This window comes from Variovorax sp. ISS6, from assembly GCF_056523145.1.
The window spans coordinates 1,535,017-1,558,934 of the sequence record NZ_JAWRZC010000001.1; the positions used below are offsets into that span (position 1 = coordinate 1,535,017).

The 23,918-nt window shown below is 70.9% G+C and carries 23 protein-coding genes; 12 read left to right on the forward strand and 11 right to left on the reverse strand.

From position 1 onward, the window contains the following. Positions 1–8: 8 nt before the first annotated feature. Both AC1HIL_RS07135 and AC1HIL_RS07140 read right to left on the reverse strand, forming a co-directional pair. Positions 9–1,145: an ABC transporter substrate-binding protein gene (locus tag AC1HIL_RS07135; protein WP_422099766.1), complete on the reverse strand. Its 1,137-nt coding sequence runs from the start codon at positions 1,143–1,145 to the stop codon at positions 9–11. A 71-nt stretch (positions 1,146–1,216) separates the two neighbouring features. After that, on the reverse strand, positions 1,217–2,725 hold the full coding sequence (locus tag AC1HIL_RS07140) for an MFS transporter (protein ID WP_479671468.1): 1,509 nt from the start codon (positions 2,723–2,725) through the stop codon (positions 1,217–1,219). Positions 2,726–2,881: 156 nt separating this feature from the next. Between AC1HIL_RS07140 and AC1HIL_RS07145 the strand changes: the two genes are divergently transcribed. Beyond that, positions 2,882–4,252 (forward strand): zinc-binding metallopeptidase family protein, encoded by a 1,371-nt coding sequence (locus tag AC1HIL_RS07145; protein ID WP_479671469.1) that lies wholly within the window; start codon positions 2,882–2,884, stop codon positions 4,250–4,252. Here the strand turns inward: AC1HIL_RS07145 and AC1HIL_RS07150 are convergent. The 5 genes from AC1HIL_RS07150 to AC1HIL_RS07170 all read right to left on the reverse strand — a co-directional run bounded on the left by AC1HIL_RS07150 (position 4,240) and on the right by AC1HIL_RS07170 (position 7,488). Further along, a complete protein-coding gene (locus AC1HIL_RS07150) occupies positions 4,240–4,461 on the reverse strand; it encodes a cysteine-rich CWC family protein (RefSeq protein WP_261209453.1) in 222 nt (73 codons plus the stop codon). The genes AC1HIL_RS07145 and AC1HIL_RS07150 overlap by 13 nt on opposite strands. Next, entirely contained in the window at positions 4,461–5,723 is a 1,263-nt protein-coding gene (locus AC1HIL_RS07155; protein WP_479671470.1) for a 6-phosphofructokinase, read from the reverse strand. The genes AC1HIL_RS07150 and AC1HIL_RS07155 overlap by 1 nt, the downstream gene beginning before the upstream one ends. Before the next feature lie 73 nt (positions 5,724–5,796). Beyond that, positions 5,797–6,144, reverse strand: coding sequence for a nuclear transport factor 2 family protein (locus AC1HIL_RS07160; protein ID WP_479671471.1), 348 nt, complete (start codon positions 6,142–6,144; stop codon positions 5,797–5,799). Positions 6,145–6,193: 49 nt separating this feature from the next. Next, positions 6,194–7,018, reverse strand: coding sequence for an enoyl-CoA hydratase-related protein (locus AC1HIL_RS07165; protein ID WP_479671472.1), 825 nt, complete (start codon positions 7,016–7,018; stop codon positions 6,194–6,196). Positions 7,019–7,170: 152 nt separating this feature from the next. Next, positions 7,171–7,488: a DUF2917 domain-containing protein gene (locus AC1HIL_RS07170; RefSeq protein WP_057595592.1), complete on the reverse strand. Its 318-nt coding sequence runs from the start codon at positions 7,486–7,488 to the stop codon at positions 7,171–7,173. An 81-nt stretch (positions 7,489–7,569) separates the two neighbouring features. Here AC1HIL_RS07170 and AC1HIL_RS07175 point away from each other — a divergent pair, with 81 nt between their 5' ends. Then, positions 7,570–8,526 (forward strand): LysR substrate-binding domain-containing protein, encoded by a 957-nt coding sequence (locus AC1HIL_RS07175; RefSeq protein WP_057595546.1) that lies wholly within the window; start codon positions 7,570–7,572, stop codon positions 8,524–8,526. Between the two features lie 21 nt (positions 8,527–8,547). Here AC1HIL_RS07175 and AC1HIL_RS07180 read toward each other — a convergent pair whose 3' ends face one another. Then, positions 8,548–9,057 carry a fasciclin domain-containing protein gene (locus AC1HIL_RS07180; protein WP_479672473.1) on the reverse strand — a complete coding sequence of 170 codons (510 nt, stop codon included), beginning with the start codon at positions 9,055–9,057 and terminating at the stop codon, positions 8,548–8,550. A gap of 507 nt (positions 9,058–9,564) precedes the next feature. Here AC1HIL_RS07180 and AC1HIL_RS07185 point away from each other — a divergent pair. Next, positions 9,565–9,780 carry a hypothetical protein gene (locus tag AC1HIL_RS07185; RefSeq protein ID WP_093350583.1) on the forward strand — a complete coding sequence of 72 codons (216 nt, stop codon included), beginning with the start codon at positions 9,565–9,567 and terminating at the stop codon, positions 9,778–9,780. A 2-nt stretch (positions 9,781–9,782) separates the two neighbouring features. Further along, on the forward strand, positions 9,783–10,559 hold the full coding sequence (locus AC1HIL_RS07190; protein WP_422099771.1) for a hypothetical protein: 777 nt from the start codon (positions 9,783–9,785) through the stop codon (positions 10,557–10,559). Positions 10,560–10,562: 3 nt separating this feature from the next. Here AC1HIL_RS07190 and AC1HIL_RS07195 read toward each other — a convergent pair whose 3' ends face one another. After that, entirely contained in the window at positions 10,563–11,801 is a 1,239-nt protein-coding gene (locus AC1HIL_RS07195; RefSeq protein WP_479671473.1) for an MFS transporter, read from the reverse strand. A gap of 94 nt (positions 11,802–11,895) precedes the next feature. Next, positions 11,896–14,070: a malate synthase G gene (locus tag AC1HIL_RS07200; protein ID WP_479671474.1), complete on the reverse strand. Its 2,175-nt coding sequence runs from the start codon at positions 14,068–14,070 to the stop codon at positions 11,896–11,898. Between the two features lie 298 nt (positions 14,071–14,368). On the opposite strand from AC1HIL_RS07200, the gene hisC reads away from it, so the two are divergent. Both hisC and AC1HIL_RS07210 read left to right on the forward strand, forming a co-directional pair. Further along, positions 14,369–15,358 (forward strand): histidinol-phosphate transaminase, encoded by a 990-nt coding sequence (gene hisC, locus AC1HIL_RS07205; RefSeq protein WP_479671475.1) that lies wholly within the window; start codon positions 14,369–14,371, stop codon positions 15,356–15,358. A 73-nt stretch (positions 15,359–15,431) separates the two neighbouring features. Beyond that, positions 15,432–16,400: a Bug family tripartite tricarboxylate transporter substrate binding protein gene (locus AC1HIL_RS07210; protein ID WP_479671476.1), complete on the forward strand. Its 969-nt coding sequence runs from the start codon at positions 15,432–15,434 to the stop codon at positions 16,398–16,400. Positions 16,401–16,409: 9 nt separating this feature from the next. Here the strand turns inward: AC1HIL_RS07210 and AC1HIL_RS07215 are convergent, their stop codons facing one another. Beyond that, positions 16,410–17,150: an IclR family transcriptional regulator gene (locus AC1HIL_RS07215; protein ID WP_422099774.1), complete on the reverse strand. Its 741-nt coding sequence runs from the start codon at positions 17,148–17,150 to the stop codon at positions 16,410–16,412. Between the two features lie 94 nt (positions 17,151–17,244). Between AC1HIL_RS07215 and AC1HIL_RS07220 the strand changes: the two genes are divergently transcribed. The 6 genes from AC1HIL_RS07220 (at position 17,245) to AC1HIL_RS07245 (ending at position 23,912) form a co-directional block, all read left to right on the forward strand. Continuing rightward, positions 17,245–18,180, forward strand: coding sequence for a hydroxymethylglutaryl-CoA lyase (locus AC1HIL_RS07220; RefSeq protein ID WP_479671477.1), 936 nt, complete (start codon positions 17,245–17,247; stop codon positions 18,178–18,180). Further along, positions 18,173–19,363, forward strand: coding sequence for a CaiB/BaiF CoA transferase family protein (locus tag AC1HIL_RS07225; RefSeq protein WP_413761637.1), 1,191 nt, complete (start codon positions 18,173–18,175; stop codon positions 19,361–19,363). The genes AC1HIL_RS07220 and AC1HIL_RS07225 overlap by 8 nt, the downstream gene beginning before the upstream one ends. Positions 19,364–19,367: 4 nt before the next feature. Then, entirely contained in the window at positions 19,368–20,360 is a 993-nt protein-coding gene (locus AC1HIL_RS07230) for a Bug family tripartite tricarboxylate transporter substrate binding protein (RefSeq protein WP_479671478.1), read from the forward strand. A 64-nt stretch (positions 20,361–20,424) separates the two neighbouring features. Then, positions 20,425–21,351, forward strand: a complete 927-nt coding sequence (locus AC1HIL_RS07235) for a LysR family transcriptional regulator (protein ID WP_479671479.1) — start codon at positions 20,425–20,427, stop codon at positions 21,349–21,351. A gap of 70 nt (positions 21,352–21,421) precedes the next feature. Continuing rightward, complete coding sequence (locus tag AC1HIL_RS07240; protein ID WP_057595571.1) at positions 21,422–21,877, forward strand: DUF2214 family protein; 456 nt, start codon at positions 21,422–21,424, stop codon at positions 21,875–21,877. A 4-nt stretch (positions 21,878–21,881) separates the two neighbouring features. Further along, positions 21,882–23,912: a spermidine synthase gene (locus tag AC1HIL_RS07245; RefSeq protein WP_479671480.1), complete on the forward strand. Its 2,031-nt coding sequence runs from the start codon at positions 21,882–21,884 to the stop codon at positions 23,910–23,912. Positions 23,913–23,918 lie beyond the last annotated feature (6 nt).

Below are 23,918 nucleotides of genomic sequence, written 5' to 3' on the forward strand. Positions count from 1 at the left end.
CTTCCGCGTCAGCGCAGGAAGCGGCCTTCCTTGGTCACGCGGACCATCTCGATGAAGCGCGAGCCGGTGTTGCTGGCGCCGGTGAAGTCGAGCTCCATGCCGGCGATGCGCAGCTTCATCGCCTTGAGCGCCGCATGCAGCCGCGCGCGCGTGAGGTCGCGGCCGGCGCGGCGCAGCGACTCGATCATCACCAGCGCGTTCACGTAGCCCTCGAAGCTCAGGTAGCCGATGTCGACCTTGGCGCGCTCGGCGAGCTGGCGGTAGTCGCGCGCCACCGGCTCGACCTCGCTCCAGGGATAGGGCACCACCTGCGAGATCGCCAGCCCGCTGGTCTTGTCGCCCACCAGCCTGGCCGTGACGTCGCCCGGCACGATCGACATGCCGTAGAACATCTGGCGCCCGCCGGCATCCCAGGCGCTCTTCATCACCTCGCCGCCGATGGCACCGCCCAGGTACATGATCACCGCCTGCGCCTTGCTGTCGGCCAGCGCCTTGCCCATGGCGGCGTTGGTCGAGCCGTCGCCCTTGACCGCCACGGCCGCCACCGGCTTGAGCTGGTGCGCCGCGAGCGCGGCCTCGACCAGCTTCGTGACCTCGGCGCCGCCCGGGTTGTCGAGGCAGGCCGAGGCGATGCGCGTCACGCCGATGGTCGTGAGGTGCTGCACCAGCGCCTGCGCCTCGCGCGCGAAGGTGGCGCGCACGAAGTAGCCCGAGCCCATGACCTTCTCGCGCGCCGAATCCGACACCGCATAGCCCGCGACCATCGGCGCGCCGCTCTGCGACAGCACCTTGGCCGCGGCCGCGGTGGTGGCCGAGCCGACGCAGCCGAAGAAGGCGAACGCGCGGTGCTCGCCGAGCAGCTTCTCGTAGTTGGCCACCGCCTTCTCGGGCGAGAGTTCGTCGTCGAGCGACACCAGCCGGATCTTGCGGCCCGAGACGCCGCCCTGCGCGTTGACGGCGTCGAAGGCCAGCCCCGCGCCGGCCATCACCACCTTGATCGGCGCGCCCAGCGGGCCGCTGAGGATGCCGGTGTGGCCGAGCACCACCTCGGTGTCCGTGACCCCGTTCTCGGCCGCGCGGGCCACGGAAAAAAGGCCAAGGCTGGCCGCGGCCGCCGAGGCGGCCATGAAGTTCCGACGATGCATGGGAGAAAACCGTCCAATCGATACAACTGATAACAATTGAAATCGATGGGCGGCCGTTTGCCCGCAGGGGTTTACCCCGGCTTGCGGGGCGCGTCGCCGGGATTCGCGCGGATGCGAAGCTGCCAGGCCGCGCAGATCGCGAGCGCGCACAGGCCGGCCAGCATCGCGAACACCTCGTCGAAGGCCGCCAGCCGCGCCGGGCTGGTCTGCGGGTTGGCGAGCGAATCGCCGTGCGCCGCCAGCCGCCACTCGAGCACGATCGCGCACAGGCTCACGCCGGCCGCGCCGCCGAGCATGCGCACGAAGTTGATCGCGCTCGCGCCCTGCGGGATCAGCGGCTTGGCCAGCGGCCGCATCGAGCCCAGGTTCAGCGAGGGCAGGATGAAGCCCAGCCCGATGCGCCCGACGATCGCGAACGCCACCAGCAGCCACAGCGCGCTGTCGGCGCGCAGCAGCATCATCAGCGCGAACGAGGCCGCCAGCAGCGCCAGCCCGATGCTCACCAGCGCCCAGGTCGGCTGCCGGTCGGCCAGCCGGCCCACGCCCGCGATGGTGGCCGCCAGCACGAAGCCCGCCGGCAGCAGGATCGTGCCCACGTGCGAGGCCGACAGGTGCAGCCCGACCTGCATGTAGACCGGCAGCAGGTAGGTGGAGCCGAACAGCGCGGTGCCGTAGATGAAGGCGACCACGCTGCCCATCGCGAACTGGCGGTAGCCGAACAGCGCGAGGTTCATCAGCGGCGTGCCGCCCGCGGCCGCCAGCCGCCGCTGCCACCAGACGAAGACGCCGAACGAGAGCAGCGCGGCGCCCAGCAGCGCGGCCGCCTCGAGCGGCGAATCGCCGCGCAGCGCCACCAGCCCGTTGAGCAGGCACAGCGTGCCCACGGTGCCGAGCGCGAGGCCGCGCACGTCGAGCCCGCCGCTGCGCGCCGCGACCGCGCCGCCGGGCGCGGTGGTCGGCACGAACCTGTAGGCCAGCCACAGCGAGGCGAGGCAGAACGGCACCACCATATAGAAGATCGAGCGCCAGCCGAACAGGTCGACCAGCACGCCGCCGATGCTCGGGCCGATGGCCGGCGCCAGCACCACGCCCATGCCGAAGATGCCGCTCGCGCGGCCCTGCTCGTGGGGCTCGAAGGCGCGCAGGATGATGATCGCGGGGATCGGCTGCACCACGCCCGCGGCCAGGCCCTCGGCCACGCGCGCCAGCAGCACCAGCGAAAAATCGTTGGCCATGCCGCCCGCGATGCCGCCGGCCAGCAGCAGCAGCATCGTGCCCACATAGGTGCGCCGGTAGCCGTAGCGCCCCAGCAGCCAGGGCGTGGTGAGCATCGAGACCGTCATCGCCACCATGAAGCCCGAGCTCACCCACTGGGCGCGCTCCTGGCCCAGCGAGAAGTGGTGGCTCATGCCGGGGATCGCCACGTTGACGATGGTCGAGGACATGATCGAGGCCATCGTGCCCACCATCACCGACAGCAGCAGGTACCAGCGGTAGCGTTCGCCATAGCGCGCGCGCAGCGGGCCCATGGCGGGGGGCGGGGCCGGCGGGGCGGCTTCGGGCGTCTCTTGGTGGGTCATCGGCGGTGGGGAACGTCGGGCGTGAAGGTCGGCGATGCCGGGCCCGTCGTCCTACAAGCATATCGGGCTTTGCGCGGCGGCCCGCGCAAGGGCCGGCTCCACAATGCCCGGGCTGTCCCGCATCCGACCCGCCGCCGATACAACGCAAAGACGACCATGGACCTCTCTCCGCCCGCGACGAACGACGACATCCCATCCGAGCCCGCCGAGGGCGCGACCACCCTGGCCGCCGAGCTCGCCGCGCCCACCGTCACGCGCGCCTACCGCTGCCAGTGCGGGCGGCCCGTGTTCCTGCGCAACAGCGAATGCCTGGCCTGCCACACGCCGCTGGGCTACGTGGAGGACAGCCTCGGCGTGGTGCCGCTCGCGCCCGCCGCGGCCGAGGACGCGAACGGCAACGCCGTCGCCGAGCCCGACAGCTTCACCATCTTCGGCGACCCGCAGGGCCCGACCTACCGGCGCTGCGCCAACCTGATGACGCCCGCGGCCTGCAACTGGATGGTGCCGGTGGCACGTCCCGGCCAGACGCTCGCGCCCGACACGCACGGTCTCGCGCCCGGCTACTGCCTGGCCTGCAGCGTCACGCGCACCATTCCCGATCTCTCGGTGGCCGGCAACGACGAACTCTGGCGCAAGCTCGAGCAGGCCAAGCGGCGCCTGATCTCGCAGCTGCTCGCGCTGCGGCTGCCCGTGGTGAGCCGCCATGCCGACCCGGTGCACGGCCTGGCCTTCGACTTCCTGAGCAACGTGCCGGGCGGCCCGCACGTGATGACCGGGCACGACACCGGCATCATCACCCTCAATGCCGAGGAGGCCGAGGACGCGGTGCGCGAGCGCATCCGCACCGAGATGCGCGAGCCCTACCGCACGCTGGTGGGCCACTTCCGCCACGAGATCGGCCACTACTACTGGGACCTGCTGGTGCTGCCCTCGGCCTGGCTCGAGGACTTCCGCACGCTGTTCGGCGACGAGCGCGCCGACTACGGCGCCGCGCTGCAGCGGCACTACGACCAGGGTCCGCCGCCCGACTGGGCACAGCGCCTCGTGAGCAGCTACGCCAGCATGCATCCGTGGGAGGACTGGGCCGAGACCTGGGCCCACTACCTGCACATGGCCGACTCGGCCGACACCGCAATGAGCTTCGGCGTCGATGCCACCAACGTCGAGCTCACGAGCGACCTCTTCACGCCCGAGGACCTGTGGCGGCCCGAGCATCCCGAGGCCGCGAAATTCCTCGACTTCATCAACAGCTGGGTGCGGCTGACCAACGTGCTCAACGAGCTGTCGCGCAGCATGGGCCAGCCCGACTTCTATCCCTTCGTGCTGCCGCGCACCGCCGTCGGCAAGCTGCAGTTCATCCACTGCGTGGTGACCGAGCTGCGCGGCGATGGCGGGCCCTCGCTGGTGACGGCGCAGGACGTGGAGGCGGCGGCCGAGGCCGTGGCGCAAGCGCAGGAGCAGGGACAGGGACAGGGACAGGAGCAGGCGGCCGAGGTCGAGGCCCAGCCCGCGGTTCAGTCGCCCTGAGCGCCCGCCGCGCAGCGCGCGCAGAGGCAGGCCTGGCCGCGCAGCGCCTCGGGCAGGCGCTCGAGCGGCGCCCGCGAGAAATCCACCGCCATGCACCAGCACGGCGGCTGCGGCTGGCCGGTCTCGCGCTCGATCTCCATCGCGCAGCGGTTCGCCTCGCCGCACAGCGGGCAGCGCGTGGCGTCGAGCGCCTGCACCATGTTCGCCATCACGCGAGTTCGAACGGCGGCAGCTTCTTCGGCACCGCCACGTTGCCGAGCGTGGCGTAGACCGGCAGGCCGCCGCGGTAGGCCGGGTAGTCCTCGCCCTCGATCAGCGGCAGCAGGTAGCGCCTGCATTTCTCGGTGATGCCGTAGCCGTCGTCGGAGATGAAGTCGCGCGGCATCGGCTTCTCGACATTGGCCACCGAGGCCAGCGGCGCGCTGCCGATGGCGTAGGCATAGGGCACATCGCTGGTGCGCTCGATCGTCGGCATCACCGCGTTGTGGCCTTCCAGCGCGAGCTCGACCGCGCGCTGCCCGAGCTCGTAGGCCTGGCGCACGTCGGTGGCCGAGGCGATGTGGCGCGCCGCGCGCTGCAGGTAGTCGGCCACGGCCCAGTGGAACTTGTGGCCCAGCGCGTCCTTCACCATCTGCGCCACCACGGGCGCCGCGCCGCCGAGCTGCGCATGGCCGAAGGCATCGCGCGTGCCCTGCTCGGCGAGGAAGCTGCCGTCGGGATGGTGGCAGCCCTCGGACACCACCACCGAGCAGTAGCCGTGCTGCTTCACCAGCGCATCGACGCGCGCGAGGAAGCGCTCCTTGTCGAATTCGATCTCGGGGAACAGCACCACCACCGGAATGCCCTGGCCGGCCACGAGGCCGCCGGCCGCCGCGATCCAGCCCGCGTGCCGGCCCATGACCTCGAGCACGAACACCTTGGTCGAGGTGGCGGCCATCGAGCGCACGTCGAAGGAGGCCTCGAGCGTGGACACGGCCACGTACTTCGCGACCGAGCCGAAGCCCGGGCAGCAGTCGGTCAGCGGCAGGTCGTTGTCGATGGTCTTGGGCACGTGGATGGCCTGCAGCGCATAGCCCATCGACTGCGAGAGCTGGCTCACCTTGAAGCAGGTGTCGGCCGAATCGCCGCCGCCGTTGTAGAAGAAGTAGCCGATGCCGTGCGCCTTGAAGACCTCGATCAGCCGCTCGTACTCGCGCCGGTTCTTCTCGAGCGACTTGAGCTTGTAGCGGCAGGAGCCGAAGGCGCCCGCGGGCGTGCTGCGCAGCGCGGCGATGGCCTCGGCCGGCTCGGCGCCGGTGTCGATCAGGTCCTCGGTCAGCGCGCCGATGATGCCGTTGCGCCCGGCATAGACCCGGCCGATGCGTTCGGGATGCCGGCGCGCCGTCTCGATCACGCCGCAGGCCGAGGCATTGATGACCGAGGTGACGCCGCCCGACTGGGCGTAGAAGGCGTTGGTGGGATTCGTGGGCATGCGGGGGCTCCTTCGCGCGGGGAAGGCCATTCTGGCCCAGTGCGCGGCCGCGCTCAAACGGGCCCGGGGCCCGTCACGCCGCGGATTCGGCCGGATGGAACCAGACGTTGCGGATGCGCCCGCCGATCACCTCGTAGACCGCCACGATCTCGACGGCAGTCGCCGCCAGGCCCGTGATGCGTTCGTGGTCGATCACCTTGTTGCCGACCACCATGCGCTGCACCACCTCGGCGTGCAGCTCGGGCAGCACGAAGCGGTGATCGCGGTAGTAGGTCCGCAGCGCCTCGCGGCCGACCAGCACGGGCTCGGGCGCGGGCGGGCGGAAGGTGCGCACGTCCTCGGCGTATTCGGCGACGAAGGCGTCGAGGTCCCTGGCGTTGTAGGCGAGCAGTTGCCGTTGCACGGCGTCTTCGGGTTTCATCGGCGCGATCCTCCGCTGAGTCGCGCCCGGAGACGGGCGCCCGCGCAGTCTAGCGGCCGGGAAACTCGGGCGCGCGCTTCTGCAGGAACGCGCTCACGCCTTCGCGGAAAGTCGGCCGCCCGATCAGCTCGCGCTGCCGCTCGCTCTCGTAGTGCAGCTGCTCGGGCAGCGTGTGGCGCTCGGCCGCGGCGAAGGCCGCGCGTGCCTCGGTCACCGCGTGCGCGGGCAGGCGCGCGAGGCGCTGCGCGGTCTCGCGCGCTTCCGCCATCAGGTTCTCGTCGTCCACGCAGCCCCAGATCAGGCCCCACTGCACCGCGCGCCCGGCGCCGAGCCGCTCGTCGAGCAGCGCCATGCCCATCGCGCGCGCCCGGCCCGCGCGGTGCGGAATGGCCCAGGTGCAGCCCAGGTCGGGCACGATGCCGAGCTTGGGCAGGAAAGGCAGGTAGAAGTAGGCGCTGCGCGCGGCGAGCGTGATGTCGGCCGCGAGCGCGAGGCCCACGCCGGCACCGGCGGCCGCGCCGTTGACGGCGGCCACGACCGGAATCGGCATCGACTGCAGCGTCTCGATCAGCGGGTTGCTCAGCGACTGCATCCATTCGGCGGTCTGGTCGCCGAGCGTCTTGCCGTCCTGCGGCGGCCGCATCGCGCTGAGGTCGGCGCCCACGCAGAAGGCCTTGCCCGCGCCCGTGAGTATCAGGGCGCGCACGGCGCGGTCGTCGCGGATGCGCTCGAGGTGGGCGCGCAGTTCCTGCTGCAGCTCGAGCGCCAGCGGGTTGAGCTTGGCCGGCAGGTTGAGCGTGAGCGTGGCGATGCCCTCGTCGAGCGCGTAGAGCACGAAGGGTTGCGCGCCCGGGTCCTGTGATGGTTGCGTCATCGGAATCTCTCCACGTGTTCGTCGGCTCGGATGTTCGGGGGAATGGATGACCGTGCACGGCCCCCAAAGAAAAAGCCGCCCGTCGACGGGGCGGCTCTGGATGGCGTGCTCCGGTTCCCTGGCATCGATGGTTCGATGCCGGGGAGCCAGGGTCAAGCCGGGGACAACCCGTGGGGCAGCAGTCGCCAAGGCGACCGCCGGCGCGCGGGCACCGGCAGCGGGATCGCTGCAGGCTGCGCATCCGACACCGTGATGCGCGCGGGCTCGAGCGCCGACACCAGCATGCGGCGGTGCTCGGTGCCCTCGAAGCGCTCGCCGGGCTCGAGCACGATGTCGCGCGGATCGCGGTCCAGGGTGACCCAGACCGAGCCGCTGCGGCACTCGATGCCCACGCCGGCGCCATCGGCCACGGCGAAGACCGCGCGCGCCGGCAGGCTGAGCTGGAAGCAGGAAGGGAAGGGGGTGCTCATGGCAAGCTCCATTGCATTCGTCATGCGAATGAATATATTGAGCGCCCGGTCCTTTACAAACGGTCTTTTGGAACTCATTGCATGCGTATCGAGAATGCAAAGCCGGCCTCGGCGGCCCTGCCCCAGAGCGCGGTCGATCTGCCGCCGCTGGAACTCCTGCGCAGCTTCGAGGCCGCCGCGCGCCGGCTGAGCTTCACGCTGGCCGCGACCGAGCTGCACCTCACGCAGTCGGCCGTGAGCCGGCAGATCCAGCAGCTCGAGGCCAGCCTGGGCGTGCTGCTGTTCGAGCGCCGCCACCGCGCGCTGGTGCTCACCGAGGCCGGCGGCGTGATGCAGCGCGCGGTCACCGACAGCATGGAGCGGCTGCGCGACGCCACCGCGCGCGTGCGCGCCGGCTCGGCGCCGCGCCAGGTCGCGATCACCACCACGCCGGGCTTCGCCTCGCTGTGGCTGATCCCGCGCCTCGCGCGCTTCACCGGCAGCCATCCGCAGGTCGACGTGCGCGTGTCGGCCACGCTCGAGGTGCTCGACCTCGAGCGCAGCCGCGTCGACGTGGCGGTGCGGCTGATGCCGGTCTCGCGCGGCAAGGGGCCGGCGCTGTTCGAGGAGAGCGTGGTGCCGCTGTGCTCGCCCGCGCTCGCCAAGTCGCTGCGCAAGCCGGCCGATCTCGCGAACCTGACCCTGCTCACGGTCGAGTACCCCGACCACAGCGAGGCGCCCACCATCGACTGGGAGCCCTGGCTCAAGGTGATGGGCCTGCACGACCTGCGCATGAAGAGCACGCTGCGCTTCACGCAGTACGCCGACGCGGTGGGCGCGGCGGTGGCGGGGCAGGGCGTGGTGATCGGGCGCCTGCCGCTGCTGCGCGAGCTGATGCGCGAGGGCCGGCTGGTGGCGCCGCTGGGCGAGGGCGCGGCCTCGCAGCGCGGCTACTTCGTCGAGACCTCGCGGCGCGCCGCGGGCAACCGCGATGCGCTCGAGTTCGCGCAGTGGCTGCGCGAGGAAGCCGAAGAGGCCGAAGCAGCGCAGCGCGCCTGAGCACGCCGCGCCGGCGGGCGATCAGCCCGGCAGCAGCACCTTGTTCACGACGTGGATCACGCCGTTCGACTGGTAGACGTCGGCGATCGTCACCATCGCGGTGCCGCCCTTCGCATCGGTCACGAGCACGTTGCTGCCGCTCATCATCGCGGTCAGCGTGCTGCCGCTCGCGGTCTTCAGCACGGCCTTGCCGCCGCCGGCCTTGATCGCGTTCATCAGCGCGGCGCTGTCCATGCGGCCGGGCACCACGTGGTAGGTCAGCACCGTCGTCAGCGTGCCCTTGTTCTCGGGCTTGAGCAGCGTGTCGACCGTGCCGGGCGGCAGCGCGGCGAAGGCCGCGTTGGTGGGCGCGAACACGGTGAACGGGCCGGGGCTCTTGAGCGTGTCGACCAGGCCCGCGGCCTTCACCGCGGCGACCAGCGTCGTGTGGTCCTTCGAATTCACGGCGTTGTCGACGATGTCCTTCGTCGGATACATCGGCGCGCCGCCGACCATGGGCGTGTTCATGTTGCTGCTGCCGCCCATGCCCATGCCGCCGCCCGCGCAAGCGCCGAGCAGGACCGAGACGCCGAGTGCGATGACGAGTTTCTTCATGAAGGTCTCCTTGAGGGATGCGCCATGCGCGCATCGCCGTGTGTCTGTGGAACCGCCAACAGCGCGGAGGCGCGATGCGCTTGAGACCAATACGGGGCGCATGCGCGGCTGGATTCGCGCGGCGGTTTTTTTCTTCGATGACGGTGAATCGGACACGTCGCCTTCACGCCACAGCGTTGCACAACGGTCTTGCGCGCCGTGCGCGGCCTCGCCAGAATCCGGCCTTCATTTTTCAGCGACAGTTTTTTCTTTCACGCGCGCACGGCGACGATCGACCTCCCGGGCGCACCACCACTTCAATGAACCGTCCTCTGAACTCCTGACCGCACACCGACCGCCCCGGCCGGATGTGCATCCACGCATCCCGCCGCGGCCGTATCGACAAGGGCCCCGCGCGCAAACATTCGCCGGGGCCTTTTTGTTTTTGATCCGGAGTGTGTGCACATGAGTGCTCAGCGAAAGGCCCGCGACGACGAGAAGCGTCTGGGCCGGTTCTATTTCTCGGTGCCGGGCGAAGCCCCGCGCAATCCCGTCGTGGCCGCGATGGCACGCCGCGCATCCAGCCAGGGCGCGGGCCGCCACCTGCGCACGCATCGCGCCGAGCGGCGCGCGCAGAAGGTCGCGCTGCAGAAGGCGGCGCGCGGACTGAAGGAGGACTGACCATGCGCGAAGACATGGACAAGGTGATCGTCGAACGCCCGCGCGGCGGCTGGCGCGTGCAGGGCGACGGCCGCCCGTGGCGCAACAGCCGCGAGCGCGGCTCGCACCTGGGCATGCGGCGCGGCTACCAGCACCCCAAGTGGCTCAGCGAGAACCTGCAGCCGCTCAAGCGCTGGCTGCACAAGCAGGTGCATCGGCCCTGGGACAAGGTGTGGAGCGAGCTCTGCGAAGGCATCGACCGGCGCAACACGGTGCAGGCCCACATCTTCGTGCACATCGACCAGTTCGTCGAACGCCAGGCCGAGCTGCGCGCGGGCGAGGTGTGGGTGCCGGGCCGCGTGTGGCAACGGTCGCTGGTGCCGCTGCGCGAGTCGGCGTCGGTGGAGCTGTTCGTGCATCCCGCCACGGGCATCCTGCTGCCCAACCGCCACCTGCAGCGCGCGAAGCGGCAGCGCAAGGCGGAATGGGCCGAGCGCTACGGCGGCCACGAGACGGTGCGGCCCTATGCGGCCTATCACGTCATCGATGCCGTCACGCAGTGGCACCGCGTCGATGGCGCCTGGTGGGAGGTGCGGCTCGCGCGCGTGCCCGAGGCGCGCCGCGGCGAGGCCGAGCCGCGGCACTACGACGTGCTGCGCCGCTGCTTCGTCACGCGCAAGGGCTGCGAGGCGCCGGCCTTCGGCAGCGCCGATGCGCGGGCGATGTACGGCCGGCCGCACGTGTACGCGCAAGACATGCGCCGGCTCGGCCGCGTGGAAGTGCGTTCGCGGCTCGGCTGAGCCTCAGCGGCCGGCGGCGATCGCGCCCGTGCGTTCGTGCGCGCGCGGCAGCAGCAGGAAGGCCGTGGTGCCCGCGGCCAGCATCAGCGCGATGGTGAGGAACACCGCGCGGAATGGCTCGACGCCGTTCGTGGCCGCCCACGAGGCGGCCACGCCGGTGGTCCACTGCATCAGCGAGACGCCGAGGAACATCGCCATGTTGAGCAGCGACAGCGCGCGCCCGGTCATCGCGGCCGGATAGGCGGCGCGCGTGTACGAGTACTGCAGCACCGAGTAGCCCGAGAGCAGGCCATAGAGGATCGGCAGGCCGATGTCGACCGCGAGCGACTGCGTGAACGCCATCACGCCGAACATGATCGCGGCCGCCGAGGCGCAGCCCATGAGCCAGCGCCCGCGCCGCGCGCCGCCGGGATCGAGGCGGCCGAACAGGGCCGGGCTGATCATCCCCGCGACGGTCATCACCAGCGCGACGTTGCCGCTGCTCACGAGCGAGAGCCCGTGGCGGTCGTGCAGCACCGGGCCGAGCCACAGGCCGCGCAGGGTGATGAAGGCCGCGTACGAAACGCAGGCGAAGCACAGCAGGCCCAGCGTGTGCGGCATCGCGAACAGCGGCAGCAGTTCGCGCACCGCCTGGCCCAGCGTCTGGCGCTGCGTGGCCTGCGCATGCGGCGGCTCGTGCACGCGCCAGAACACGAAGCCCCACGACAGCACCGCGAAGCCCGCGAGGCAGGCATAGCCCGCGCGCCAGCTCGCGGCCTCGATCAAGAGCGCCAGCGGCGTGCCGGTGAACAGGATGCCCAGGCCCGCGAGGCTCATGACCAAGCCCGACATGGCGGTGAAGCGCGCGGCCTCGAAGTGGCGCGCGATGAACACGGTGCAGGCCAGGAAGGCCGGCGCGCAGCCGACGCCGATCATCGCCTGGCCGAGCAGCAGCCCGTGGAAGCTCGGCGCCAGCGCGCACAGCACCGCGCCCGCGATCGCGAGCGGAAAGGCCGTGAGCACCGTGCGGCGCACGCCGTACATGTCGATAGCCACGCCCATCGCGAGCTGCGTGGCGCCGAACATGAAGTGGAAGGTGCCGGCCCACAGGCCGAGCGCCTGCGCCGTGAGGCCGAAGTGCTGCGAGAGCGGCGTGGCCATCATCGCGCCGACGGTGCGGAAGGCCTGGCTCAGCGCGAAGGCCGAGGCCAGCACGATCAGCATCGAGGTGGCCGAGCGTGCGCGGGCCGGGGAGAACGTCATGGGACAGCAGGAAACGGAGAGCGGCACGCATCCTAACCAGCCATGAAAAACGGCGCCCGAAGGCGCCGCGGTTCGCGAGTCGTTCGCTCGGCGATCAGGCTTCGCCCTTGACCTTCAGGCGCCAGGCGTGCAGCAGCGGCTCGGTGTAGCCGCTGGGCTGCTCGATGCCCTTGAACACCAGGTCCTGCGCGGCCTTGTAGGCGGCCGAGGTGTCGAAGTGGCCGGCCATCGGCTGGTACAGCGGATCGCCGGCGTTCTGCCCGTCGACCACCTTGGCCATGCGCTGGAAGGTCTCGTCGACCTGCGCCTTGGTGACCACGCCGTGCAGCAGCCAGTTGGCGATGTGCTGGCTCGAGATGCGCAGCGTGGCGCGGTCTTCCATCAGGCCCACGTCGTGGATGTCGGGCACCTTCGAGCAGCCCACGCCCTGGTCGATCCAGCGCACCACGTAGCCGAGGATGCCCTGCACGTTGTTGTCGATCTCCTGCTGCTTCTCGGCCTCGGTCCACCTGGCTTCGGCGGCGATCGGCACCTGCAGCAGCGCGTTCAGGATGTTGTCGCGCTCGGCATCGGCGTCGATCTTCTCGAGCTCCTGCTGCACCGCGGTCACGCTGACCTGGTGGTAGTGCAGCGCATGCAGCGTGGCGGCGGTGGGCGAGGGCACCCAGGCGGTGTTGGCGCCGGCCTTCGGGTGGCCGATCTTCTGCTCGAGCATGGCGGCCATCAGGTCGGGCATGGCCCACATGCCCTTGCCGATCTGCGCCTTGCCGCGCAGGCCGCACGACAGGCCGACCAGCACGTTGTTCTTCTCGTAGGCGCCGATCCAGGCGCTGGCCTTCATGTCGCCCTTGCGGATCATCGGGCCGCCCTGCATGGCGGTGTGCATCTCGTCGCCGGTGCGGTCGAGGAAGCCGGTGTTGATGAAGGCCACGCGCGCGGCGGCCTCGGCGATGCAGGCCTTGAGGTTCACGCTGGTGCGGCGCTCCTCGTCCATGATGCCGAGCTTCACGGTGTTGGCCGGCAGGCCCAGCAGCTGCTCGACGCGGCCGAACAGCTCGCTCGCGAAGGCCACTTCGGCCGGGCCGTGCATCTTGGGCTTGACGATGTAGATGCTGCCGGTGCGCGAGTTGCCCTTGCGCTTGAGGTCGATCATCGCGATGGTGGTGGTCACCACGGCATCGAGGATGCCTTCGGGGATTTCCTTGCCGCCGTCGTACAGCACGGCCGGGTTGGTCATCAGGTGGCCCACGTTGCGCAGGAACATCAGCGAGCGGCCGTGCAGCTTGATCGGCTGGCCGTTGGCACCGGTGTATTCGCGGTCGGGGTTGAGGCCGCGCGTGAAGGTCTTGCCGCCCTTGGCGACTTCTTCCGTCAGCGTGCCCTGCACGATGCCGAGCCAGTTCGAGTAGGCGACCACCTTGTCGGCGGCATCGACCACGGCCACCGAGTCCTCGAGGTCGAGGATGGTCGACAGCGCGGCCTCGAGCACCAGGTCGCTGACGCCGGCGGCGTCGCTCTTGCCGATCGGCGTGGAGCGGTCGATGCGGATGTCGAGGTGGATGCCGTTGTGCTTGAGCAGCACCGACGACGGGGCCGAGGCATCGCCCTGGTAGCCGATGAACTGCGCGGGATCGGCCAGCGCGGTGCTGCTGCTCTGCAGCGCGACGACCAGCTGGCCGTCCTTCACGCTGTAGCCGGTGGCGTTCTTGTGCGAGCCGTTGACCAGCGGCGCGGCCTGGTCGAGCACGTTGCGCGCGAACTCGATGACCTTGGCGCCGCGCACGGGGTTGTAGCCCTTGCCCTTCTCGGCGCCGCCGGTCTCGGGAATGGCATCGGTGCCGTACAGCGCGTCGTACAGCGAGCCCCAGCGCGCGTTGGCGGCGTTGAGCGCATAGCGTGCGTTGAGGATCGGCACCACCAGCTGCGGGCCGGCCTGCTGCGCCAGTTCGGCGTCGACGTTGGCGGTGGTCGCCTTCGTGCCCTTGGGCTGCGGCAGCAGGTAGCCGATCTTCTCGAGGAAGGCGCGGTAGGCCGGCATGTCGGCGATCGGGCCGGGGTTCTTCTTGTGCCAGGCGTCGAGTTCGCTCTGCAGGCGGTCGCGTTCGGCGAGCAGCGCCACGTTCCTGGGCGCGAGGTCGGTGACGATGGCGTCGAAACCCTTCCAGAAGGTCTCGCTGGCCACGCCGCTGGCGGGCAGCACCTTCTCCTCGACGAAGCGGTGGAGTTCGGTCGCGACCTGGAGTCCGTGGGCGGTGGTGCGGGCGGTCATGTTTTCTCCTCGGGGACGAAATGCGATGCGGGGGATGTATTCGGGTTCGGGGCGCGCGCATGCGCGATCCATAAGCTCCACTTTATTGCATACCGTAGTGAAGAGTAATAGCTCAAAGCGGGATTAATCGATGACAAAAATGAATGTAATAGCAGCCGCTCACCGTCATTGCGTTCACCCGCGGCCTGCAATGCGTTCACCCGCCCGCGGCCGCGGGAAGGGTAGGCCCCGATGGCCGCGCCGGGCCGGCCGGATAAATTTAACTTCTTAAATAAATCCGCCTTTCCGCACCGACGACATGACCGCCCCGAAGATCCTCCTGGCCTCCAACGAAAACCCGCTCGGCATGCCCGAGTCGGCGCGCCGCGCGGCCGCCGACGCGCTCGCGGGCGCCGGCACCTACCCCGACAGCAACGGCAGCGCGCTCAAGCAGGCGCTGGCCGCGCGCCTGGACGTGCCGCCCGAATGGCTGGTGCTGGGCAGCGGCTCGAGCGAGATCCTCGAGCTGGCCGCGCAGGTCAGCCTGAAGCCGGGCGAGAGCGTGGTCTATTCGCAGTACGGCTTCGTGGTCTACGCCCAGGCCACGGCGCACGCCCATGCGCGCGCCGTCGTGGTGCCGGCGCGCGACTTCGGCCACGACCTCGACGCGATGCGCGCGGCGATCGGCGAGGACACGCAACTGGTCTTCGTCGCCAACCCCAACAACCCCACCGGCAGCTTCATCGGGGCCGCGCCGCTCGAGGCCTTCCTGCAGTCGGTGCCGGCGCACGTGACGGTGCTGCTCGACGAGGCCTACACCGAGTACCTCGCGCCCGCGCAGCGCTACGACAGCATCGGCTGGGTGCGGCGGCTGCCGAACCTGATCGTGGCGCGCACCTTCTCCAAGGCCTTCGGCCTCGCGGGCCTGCGCATCGGCTACGGCGTGGCGCAGCCCGCGCTGGCCGCGCGCATGAACGCGCAGCGCCCGCGCTTCAACGTCACCACGCCGGCGCTGGCCGCGGCCACGGCCGCGCTGGGCGACGCGGACTTCCTCGCGCGCAGCTACGAACTCAACACCGCCGGCCGCGCGCAGCTCGCCGCGGGCTTCGACGAACTCGGCCTCGCGCACCTGCCCTCGTCGGGCAACTTCCTGGCGGTGAAGGTGGGCGACAGCGCCGCGGTGCATGCGCGCCTGCTGGCCGCGGGCATCGAGGTCTCGCTGCTGGGCAACTACGGCCTGGGCGAATGGCTGCGCGTTTCGGTCGGCCTGCCCGAGCAGAACCGCGCGCTGCTGGCCGCCTTGCGCTGAAGAACGAAGAGATCCAGGGACGACGACACGACAACAACGCGACAGACCATCCACCCCCGAGGAGACAGACCCCATGAAACGCCGTCAGTTCGCAGCGCAGGCCGCTGCATTCGCCGCCGCCGTCGCCATCGCGCCGCGGTCCTTCGCGCAGGAGCGCACCCTGCGCATCCTGGTGGGCTTCCCGCCCGGCGGCTCGGCCGACGTGGTCGCGCGCCTGCTGGCCGACAAGATGCGCTTGACGCTCAACCAGAACGTCATCATCGACAACAAGCCCGGCGCCGCCGGCCGGCTCGCGCTCGGCGAGGTCAAGCGCGCGGCGCCCGACGGCAACACGCTGGTGTTCTCGCCGAGCGGCGCGCTGGTGATCCATCCGTGGCTCTACCCGAACCTCGGCTACGACCCGGTCAAGGACTTCACGCCGGTCGCGCTCGCGGGCACCTTCGACTTCGCGGTCACGGCCGGCCCCGGCGCGCCGGCCGGCGACCTGAAGGCGGTGCTGGCCTGGATGAAGGCCAACCCCACCAAGGCCAACTACGCCACCTCGGGCGCGGGCACGGTGCCGCACTTCGCGGGCCAGCTGCTGGCGCAGGCCTCGGGCGTGCCGATGACGCACGTGGCCTACCGCGGCGGCGCGCCGGCCGCGCAGGACCTGATCGGCGGCCAGGTGCCGCTGATGGTCGACACCGCCTCGGAGACCATCGAGCACCACCGCGCGGGCAAGGTGCGCATCCTCGCGATGACCGGCGCGCAGCGCAACCGTTCGCTGCCCGAGGTGCCCACGCTCAAGGAGGCCGGCATCGACGTCACGGCCAATGCCTTCTTCGGCCTCTACGGCCCGGCCGGCCTGCCGGCCGAGACGGTGCAGCGCCTCGACCGCGCCGTGGCCGAGGCGCTGCGCGCGCCCGACGTGCAGGAGCGCATCTACGCGCTGGGCCTGGTGCCCACGCACGCCGGCCCGGCCGAACTCGCGGCCACGCAGGCGGCGCACCTGAAGATGTGGGAGCTGCCGATCAAGAACTCGGGCTTCAAGGCCGAGGGCTGAGCGAGGCGCTCAGACCAGCCCGGTCAGTTCGCGCGCCGCCGCGCGCACCGCCTCGGCGTGGCGTGCGTCGTAGCGATGCGCCGGCATGGTCAAGGTGACCGCCGCGGCCAGTCGGCCGTCGCCATGGAACACCGGCGCCGAGATGCCCGCGAGCTCGGCGCTGCGGTCGCCCACCAGCGCGCAGAAGCCCTGCGCACGGATCTCCTCGTAGCGCCGGCGCTCGGTGGCGGCGCGCGGCAGCTCGGCCTCGGGCCCCCACGCGATCAGCACGCGCGCGCCCGCGCCGCGGTCGTTGGGCAGCAGGTCGCCGGCGCGCACGTGGTCGCGCACCACCTGCGGCGAATCGACGCGAAACTGGCACAGCCGCACCCAGCCCGTGCCCTGCGGCTGCCGCACGTGATAGGCCGCGCTCTCGCCGGTGGCCGCGACCAGCGCGCGCAGCACCGGCAGCACGATGCGGTCGAGCGACTGCGCGGCCGCGTAGAGCCCGTGCAGCCGCGCGATCTCGGAACCGAGCGCATAGCGGCCGTCGTCCTGGCGGCGGATCAGTCGTGCGTGCTCGAGCGAGGCCAAAAGGCGCAGCACCGTGCTCTTGTAGAGCTGCGTGCGCTCGGCGAACTGCGCGAGCGACAGCGCCTCGTCGCCGGGGCGGAAGGCACCGAGCAGGCTCAAGGCGCGGTCGACCGCGGCCGCGCCTCCGGGCGCGGCATCGCGGTCGGACATCGATTCGGTCTGGGCTTTGCGGGGCATGGGCAGGGTGCGTGGCTTGACAGCGATGCCGGGGCCGGCGTCTAATTCTGTTCTGCAAAATATAGTTCTGTCAGATAGAACTGTCAAATTTCCGATGACAACTCCCGATGTGCTCATCAGCGAGGTCGGTCCGCGCGACGGCCTCCAATCGGTCGCGGCCACCATGCCGACGGACTCCAAACTGCGCTGGATCGACGCGCTGCACGCCGCCGGCGTGCGCGAGATCGAGGTCGCTTCCTTCGTGCCCGCGAAGCTGCTGCCCCAGATGGCCGACGCGGCCGAGGTGGTGCGCCATGCGATCACCTTGCCCGGCCTCACCGTGATGGCGCTGGTGCCCAACCGCAAGGGCGCGCAGGCCGCGCTCGAGGCCGGCGTGCACAAGCTCACCATGCCGGTGTCGGCCAGCGTGGCGCATTCGCTGGCCAACGTGCGCAAGACGCCGACCGAGATGGTCGAGGAGGTGCGCGCCATCGCCGAGCTGCGGCGCGCGATCGCGCCGCAGGTGAAGCTCGAGGCCGGCATCTCCACCGCCTTCGGCTGCACCCTGCAGGGCCTGGTGCCCGAGGACGACGTGATCCGCCTCGCGGCCCAGTGCATCGAGGCCGGCGCCGACGAGTCGGGCCTGTCGGACACCGTGGGCTATGCCAATCCCGCGCAGGTGCGACGCCTGTTCAAGCGCCTGCGCGCCGAACTCGGCGCCCACGCCGGCGCGGCCCACATGCACAACACGCGCGGCCTCGGCATCGCCAACTGCCTCGCGGCCTGGGACGAGGGCGTGCGCACCTTCGACGCCTCGCTCGGCGGCCTCGGCGGCTGCCCCTATGCGCCCGGCGCCTCGGGCAACGCGGTCACCGAGGACCTGGTCTTCATGTTCGAGGCCATGGGCGTGCGCACCGGCATCGACATCGAGAAGCTCATCGCGGCGCGCGGGCCGCTCATGGCCGGCCTGCCCGGCGAACCGGTCTACGGCATGACGCCCGAGGCCGGCCTGCCCAAGGGCTTCGCCCAGGAGAACACCGCCCATGGCTGATACGAATCCGCTGCCCTACGCCGGCGTGCGCGTGGTCGAGTTCACCCACATGGTGATGGGCCCGACCTGCGGCCTGATCCTGGCCGACCTCGGCGCCGAGGTCATCAAGGTCGAGCCGGTCGAGGGCGACAACACGCGCCGCCTGCTCGGCTCGGGCGCGGGCTTCTTCCCGACCTTCAACCGCAACAAGAAGAGCATCGCGCTCGACCTCAAGCAGCCCGAGGGCATCGAGGCCGCGCTGCGGCTGATCGCCACGGCCGACATCGTGAGCGAGAACTTCAAGCCCGGCACGATGAAGAAGCTGGGCCTCGACTACGACACGCTCAAGACCCTGCACCCGGGCCTGATCTACGTGAGCCACAAGGGCTTCCTGCCCGGTCCCTACGACCACCGCACCGCGCTCGACGAAGTGGTGCAGATGATGGGCGGCCTGGCCTACATGACCGGCCGCTCGGGCGATCCGCTGCGCGCGGGCACCAGCGTCAACGACATCATGGGCGGCATGTTCGGCGCCATCGGCGCGATGGCCGCGCTGCGCCAGCGCGAGCTCACGGGCAAGGGCTGCGAGGTGCAGTCGGCGCTGTTCGAGAACAACGTGTTCCTGGTGGCGCAGCACATGATGCAGTTCGCCGCCACCGGCAAGCCGGCCGATCCGATGCCCAGCCGCATCTCGGCCTGGGCGGTGTACGACGTGTTCACGGTCAGGGACGGCGAGCAGATCTTCCTCGCGGCCGTCAGCGACAAGCAGTGGGCCGTGTTCTGCCAGGCCTTCGGCCTCGAGGAACTGGCGGCCGACCCGCGCCTGAAGACCAACAACGACCGCGTGCTGGCGCGCGAATGGATGATGCCGATCCTGCGCTCGCACCTCGCCGGGCGCAGCGCGGCCGAGCTCGCCGCGGTGTTCGAGCACAACGAGCTGCCGTTCGCGCCCATCACCAAGCCGCAGGCGCTGTTCGACGACCCGCACCTCAACGCCACCGGCGGCCTCGCGCCGGTGCGCATGAACGACGGCCACATGGCCAAGGTGCCGCTGGCACCGTTCACCCTCGACGGCCAGCGGCCCGGCATCCGCCTGCAGCCGCCGCGCCTGGGCGAGCACACCGTCGAACTGCTGCGCGAAGCCGGCTACGACGACGCAGCGATCGAGGCGCTCCGGCGCCGCCACATCACCACAGGAGACTGATCCCATGACATCCATCCCACGGCGCGGCCTGCTGGCCGGCGCCGCGACCGCGTTCGCCTGCGCCCTGGCGCTCAGCGCCTGGCCGGCCCATGCCGACACCGCCTGGCCCGACAAGCCGGTGCGCCTGGTCGTGCCCTACACGCCCGGCGGCGCCACCGACATCGTTTCGCGGCTGGTCGCGCAGAAGCTCGCCGAGGACACGAAGTGGAGCTTCATCGTCGACAACCGCGCGGGCGGCAACGGCAACATCGGCATCGACGTGGTCGCCAAGGCCAAGCCCGACGGCTACACCATCGGCATGGGCCAGACCGCGAACCTCGCGATCAACCCGACGCTGTTCCCGAAGATGCCCTACGACGCGCTGAAGGACGTGGTGCCGGTTTCGGTCGTCGCCGCGCAGCCCGTGGTGCTGGTGGTGCGCGCCGACTCGCCGTATCGCTCGCTGGCCGACTTCGTCGCCGCGGCCAAGGCCAAACCCGGCGAGATCAAGCAGGCGCTGGCCGGCACCGGCACCCTGGGCCACATGGCCGGCGAGGTGCTCGCCAAGCGCGTGGGCTTCAAGGTGCTGAACGTGCCCTACAAGGGCGCGGCGCCGGCCATCACCGACCTGCTCGGCGGCCAGACCGACTGCATGTTCGCGACGCCGCAGGGCGCGCTGTCGATGGTCAAGGCCGGCAAGCTGCGCGCGCTGGCCGTGACCTCGGCCAGGCGGCTGCCGGTGATGCCCGACATCCCCACCGTGGCCGAGACCTACAAGGGCTTCGAGGCGGTCGACTGGAAGGCGGTGGTGGTGCCAGCGGGCACGCCGAGCGAGATCGTGAAGAAGCTCAACGCCGCGATCGACAAGGCGCTGGCCAAGCCCGCGACCATCGCGCAGCTGCAGGCCGAGGGCAGCATGCCGGTGGGCGGCAGTCCCGAGCAAGCGGCGCAGTACGTGCGCGCCGAGCATGCGCGCTGGGGCGCGGCGGTGCGCGAGGCCGGGGTGCAGCCCGAATAGCCGGTTCCCGGGATGAGCCCGCGCGGCGCCGGGCTTCCCGCCGCCTCTATATAGTTCGGGCGCCATGGACCGCCTGAAGCAGCTCGAATCCTTCGTCTCGGTCGCCACGCGCGGCAGCCTCACCGCGGCCGCCAAGGCCGAGGGCGTGGCGCCCGCGATCATGGGGCGCCGGCTCGATGCGCTCGAGGAGCGCCTGGGCGTGAAGCTTTTGGTTCGCACCACGCGGCGCATCACGCTCACGCACGAGGGCAGCGCCTTCCTCGAGGACTGCCAGCGCCTGCTGGTGGAGTTCGCCAATGCCGAGGCCAGCGTGAGCGCGGGCGGCGTCAAGGCCAGCGGCCACCTGCGTGTGACCGCGCCCGCGGGCTTCGGCCGGCGCCACGTCGCGCCGCTGGTGCCGCGCTTCCATGCGCTGCATCCCGAGGTGACGATTTCGCTGAACCTCAGCGACCGCGTGGTCGACGTGGCCGGCGAGAGCTTCGATTGCGCCGTGCGCGTGGGCGACCTGCCCGATTCCTCGCTGGTCAGCGTGCGGCTGGCCGACAACCGGCGCCGCTGCGTGGCCACGCCCGAGTTCGTGCTGCGCCACGGCGCGCCGCGCCATCCGAACGAGCTGTCGCGCTTCGCCTGCCTCGCGCTCACCAGCGATGCCTCGCAGACGCGCGGCTGGGCCTTCCGCATTCCCGACGACGAGGGCGGCCACGAGCTGATCCACCTGCGGCCCAGCGGCCCGCTCGACTGCTCCGACGGCCAGGTGCTGCACGACTGGTGCCTGGCCGGCCACGGCATCGCCTGGCGCAGCACCTGGGAGGTCGAGGCCGAGATCGACGCCGGGCTGCTGGTGCCGCTGCTCGACGAGTTCGCGGCGCCGCCCAACGGCATCTACGCGGTGTTCGCGGGCGCCAAGCACCTGCCGCTGCGCGTGCGACTGTGGCTTGATTTCCTCAAAGACCAATACGGGCGGCCCGAATTCTGGGGTGGACGGACCTGAGCCGGGCGCGCGGCTGCACAATCTGTTTGCATTTGCAAACCCCACGCGCCCCGACGAAGAGAACGCCACGATGACCCTCGAAGCCATCCTCGCCTACCTGCATCTGCTGGCCATCCTCACGATGGTCGTCTTCATCGCCAGCGAGGCGGCGCTGTGCCGCGTCGAGTGGCTCAATGCCGCGGTGGTCGAGCGGCTCGCGCGCGTCGACATGGTCTACGGCATCGCCGCCGTGGCCGTGCTGCTGACCGGCATCGCGCGCACCCTCTGGGGCGTGAAGGGCACGGCCTGGTACTGGACCAACCCGCTGCTGCACCTGAAGCTGGGCCTGTTCATCGTGGTCGGCGTGCTGTCGATCTTCCCGACCCTGAACTACCTGCGCTGGCGCAAGGCGCTGCGCGCCGGCGGCACGCTGCCGTCGGAGGTCGAGGTGAAGAAGACGCGCAAGCTGGTGATGATCCAGGCCCACCTGATCGCCGTGATCCCGCTGGCGGCGGTGTTCTTCGCGCGCGGCTTCGGCAGCAAGTAGTCGCATGGCGAGCGCCGGCATCCAGCTCCTGTTTGCCGGCACGATCTTCGGCAGCGCCTTCCTTCTCTTCCTCGTCCAGCCGCTGATCGCCAAGCAGATCCTGCCGTGGTTCGGCGGCTCGGCCGCCGTGTGGTCGATCTGCATGGTGTTCTTCCAGGTCGCGCTGCTCGCGGGTTACGCCTATTCGGACTGGATCTCGCGCCACCTGCGCATGCGCGCGCAGGCGCTGCTGCATGTGGCGCTGCTGCTCGCGAGCCTGGCCTTCCTGCCGATCGTGGCCGGCGCGCAGTGGAAGCCGGCCGGCGCCGAGGATCCGGCCTGGCGCATCCTGGGCCTGCTGGTCGGCACCATCGGCCTGCCGTATTTCCTGCTCTCGACCACCGGCCCGCTGGTGCAGTCCTGGGTGTCGCGCACGCCCTGGGGGGCGCGCGTGTACCGGTACTTCTCGCTCTCGAACCTCGCATCGCTGCTCTCGCTGCTGAGCTACCCGGTGCTGATCGAGCCACGCAGCACGCTGATGCAGCAGGCCATCGGTTGGTCGTGGGGCTACGCGGGCTTCGTCGTGCTCTGCGCGGGCACCACGCTGTACATGGCGCGCCGCTGGAACCACGACCTGCCGGCCGCCGCCGTATCCACCGATGCGCCCGTCGCCGCGCCGCGCCGCATCGACCAGCTGCTGTGGCTCGCGCTGCCCGCGCTCGGCTCCTGGCTGCTCTTGGCCGTCACCAACCACATCACGCAGAACATCGCGGCCGTGCCCTTCCTCTGGGTGCTGCCGCTGTCGCTCTACCTGCTGACCTTCGTGCTGTGCTTCGAGAGCGATCGCTGGTACCGGCGCGGCCTGTTCGTGCCGCTCGCGGCCGCGATGCTGGCGCTGTGCGCCTACCAGCTGCAGGACGGCGCCGGACTCAAGATCCACACCGCGCTGACGATCCACGTGGCGGGCCTGTTCGTGCTGTGCATGTTCCTGCACGGCGAGACCGCGCGGCTGCGGCCCGGTCCCGCGCACCTCACGCGCTTCTACCTGATGCTGTCGCTGGGCGGCGCCATCGGCGGCGTGACGGTCGGGCTGGGCGCGCCCTACCTGCTGCCGGCCTACTACGAGCTCGGCATCGGGCTGGTGCTGGCCGCGCTGCTCGGTGCGCTGGTGCTGCGCGCGCGCTGGCTGCTGTGGGTGCCCGGCGTGGGGCTCGCGGCCTGCTGCGCCTGGCTGCTCTCGGAGCAGGTGCGCAGCGACCACGAGGGCCTGCGCACCCTGGGGCGCAATTTCTACGGCTCGATGCACACCTACGACGTGCGGCGCCAGGACCCGCCCGACTACGTGCGCCAGTTCGTCCACGGCTCGATCAAGCATGGCGAGCAGTTCCTCTCGCCCGAGCGCCGCCGCGAACCCACCACCTACTACGGCGCCACCTCGGGCATCGGCCGCGCCATCGAGGCGCTGCCGATCGGCGCGCGCCGCGTCGGGCTGATCGGCCTGGGCGCCGGCACGCTCGCGGCCTACGGGCGCACGGGCGACGTCTACCGCTTCTACGAGATCAATCCCGAGGTGTTCGGCATCGCGGACCGCGAATTCACCTTCCTGCGCGACAGCCGCGCGAAGGTCGAGCGCGTGCTCGGCGACGCGCGGCTGGCGCTGGAGCGCGAGAGCGCGCAGGGCTTCGACGTGCTCGCGGTCGATGCCTTCTCGGGCGACTCGGTGCCGGTGCACCTGCTGACCGCGCAGGCCATGCAGGTCTATCTGCGGCACCTGCGGCCCGACGGCGTGGTGGCCTTCCACGTCACCAACCACTTCCTCGCGCTCGCGCCCGTGGTGGCCCGCATCGCGCAGTCGCAGGGGCTGCACGCGGTGCTGGTCAGCGACGACGCGGAGGATTCGGCCTGGCTGCACGCCACCGACTGGGTGCTGGTGGCGCGCGATCCGCAGGCGCTGGCGCGGCCGCCGATCGCGGCGGCGGCCCAGCCGATCGCGGTCGACCCGGCCGCGCGGCCCTGGACCGACGACTACAACAACCTGCTGGGCGTGCTCAAGTAACAAAGC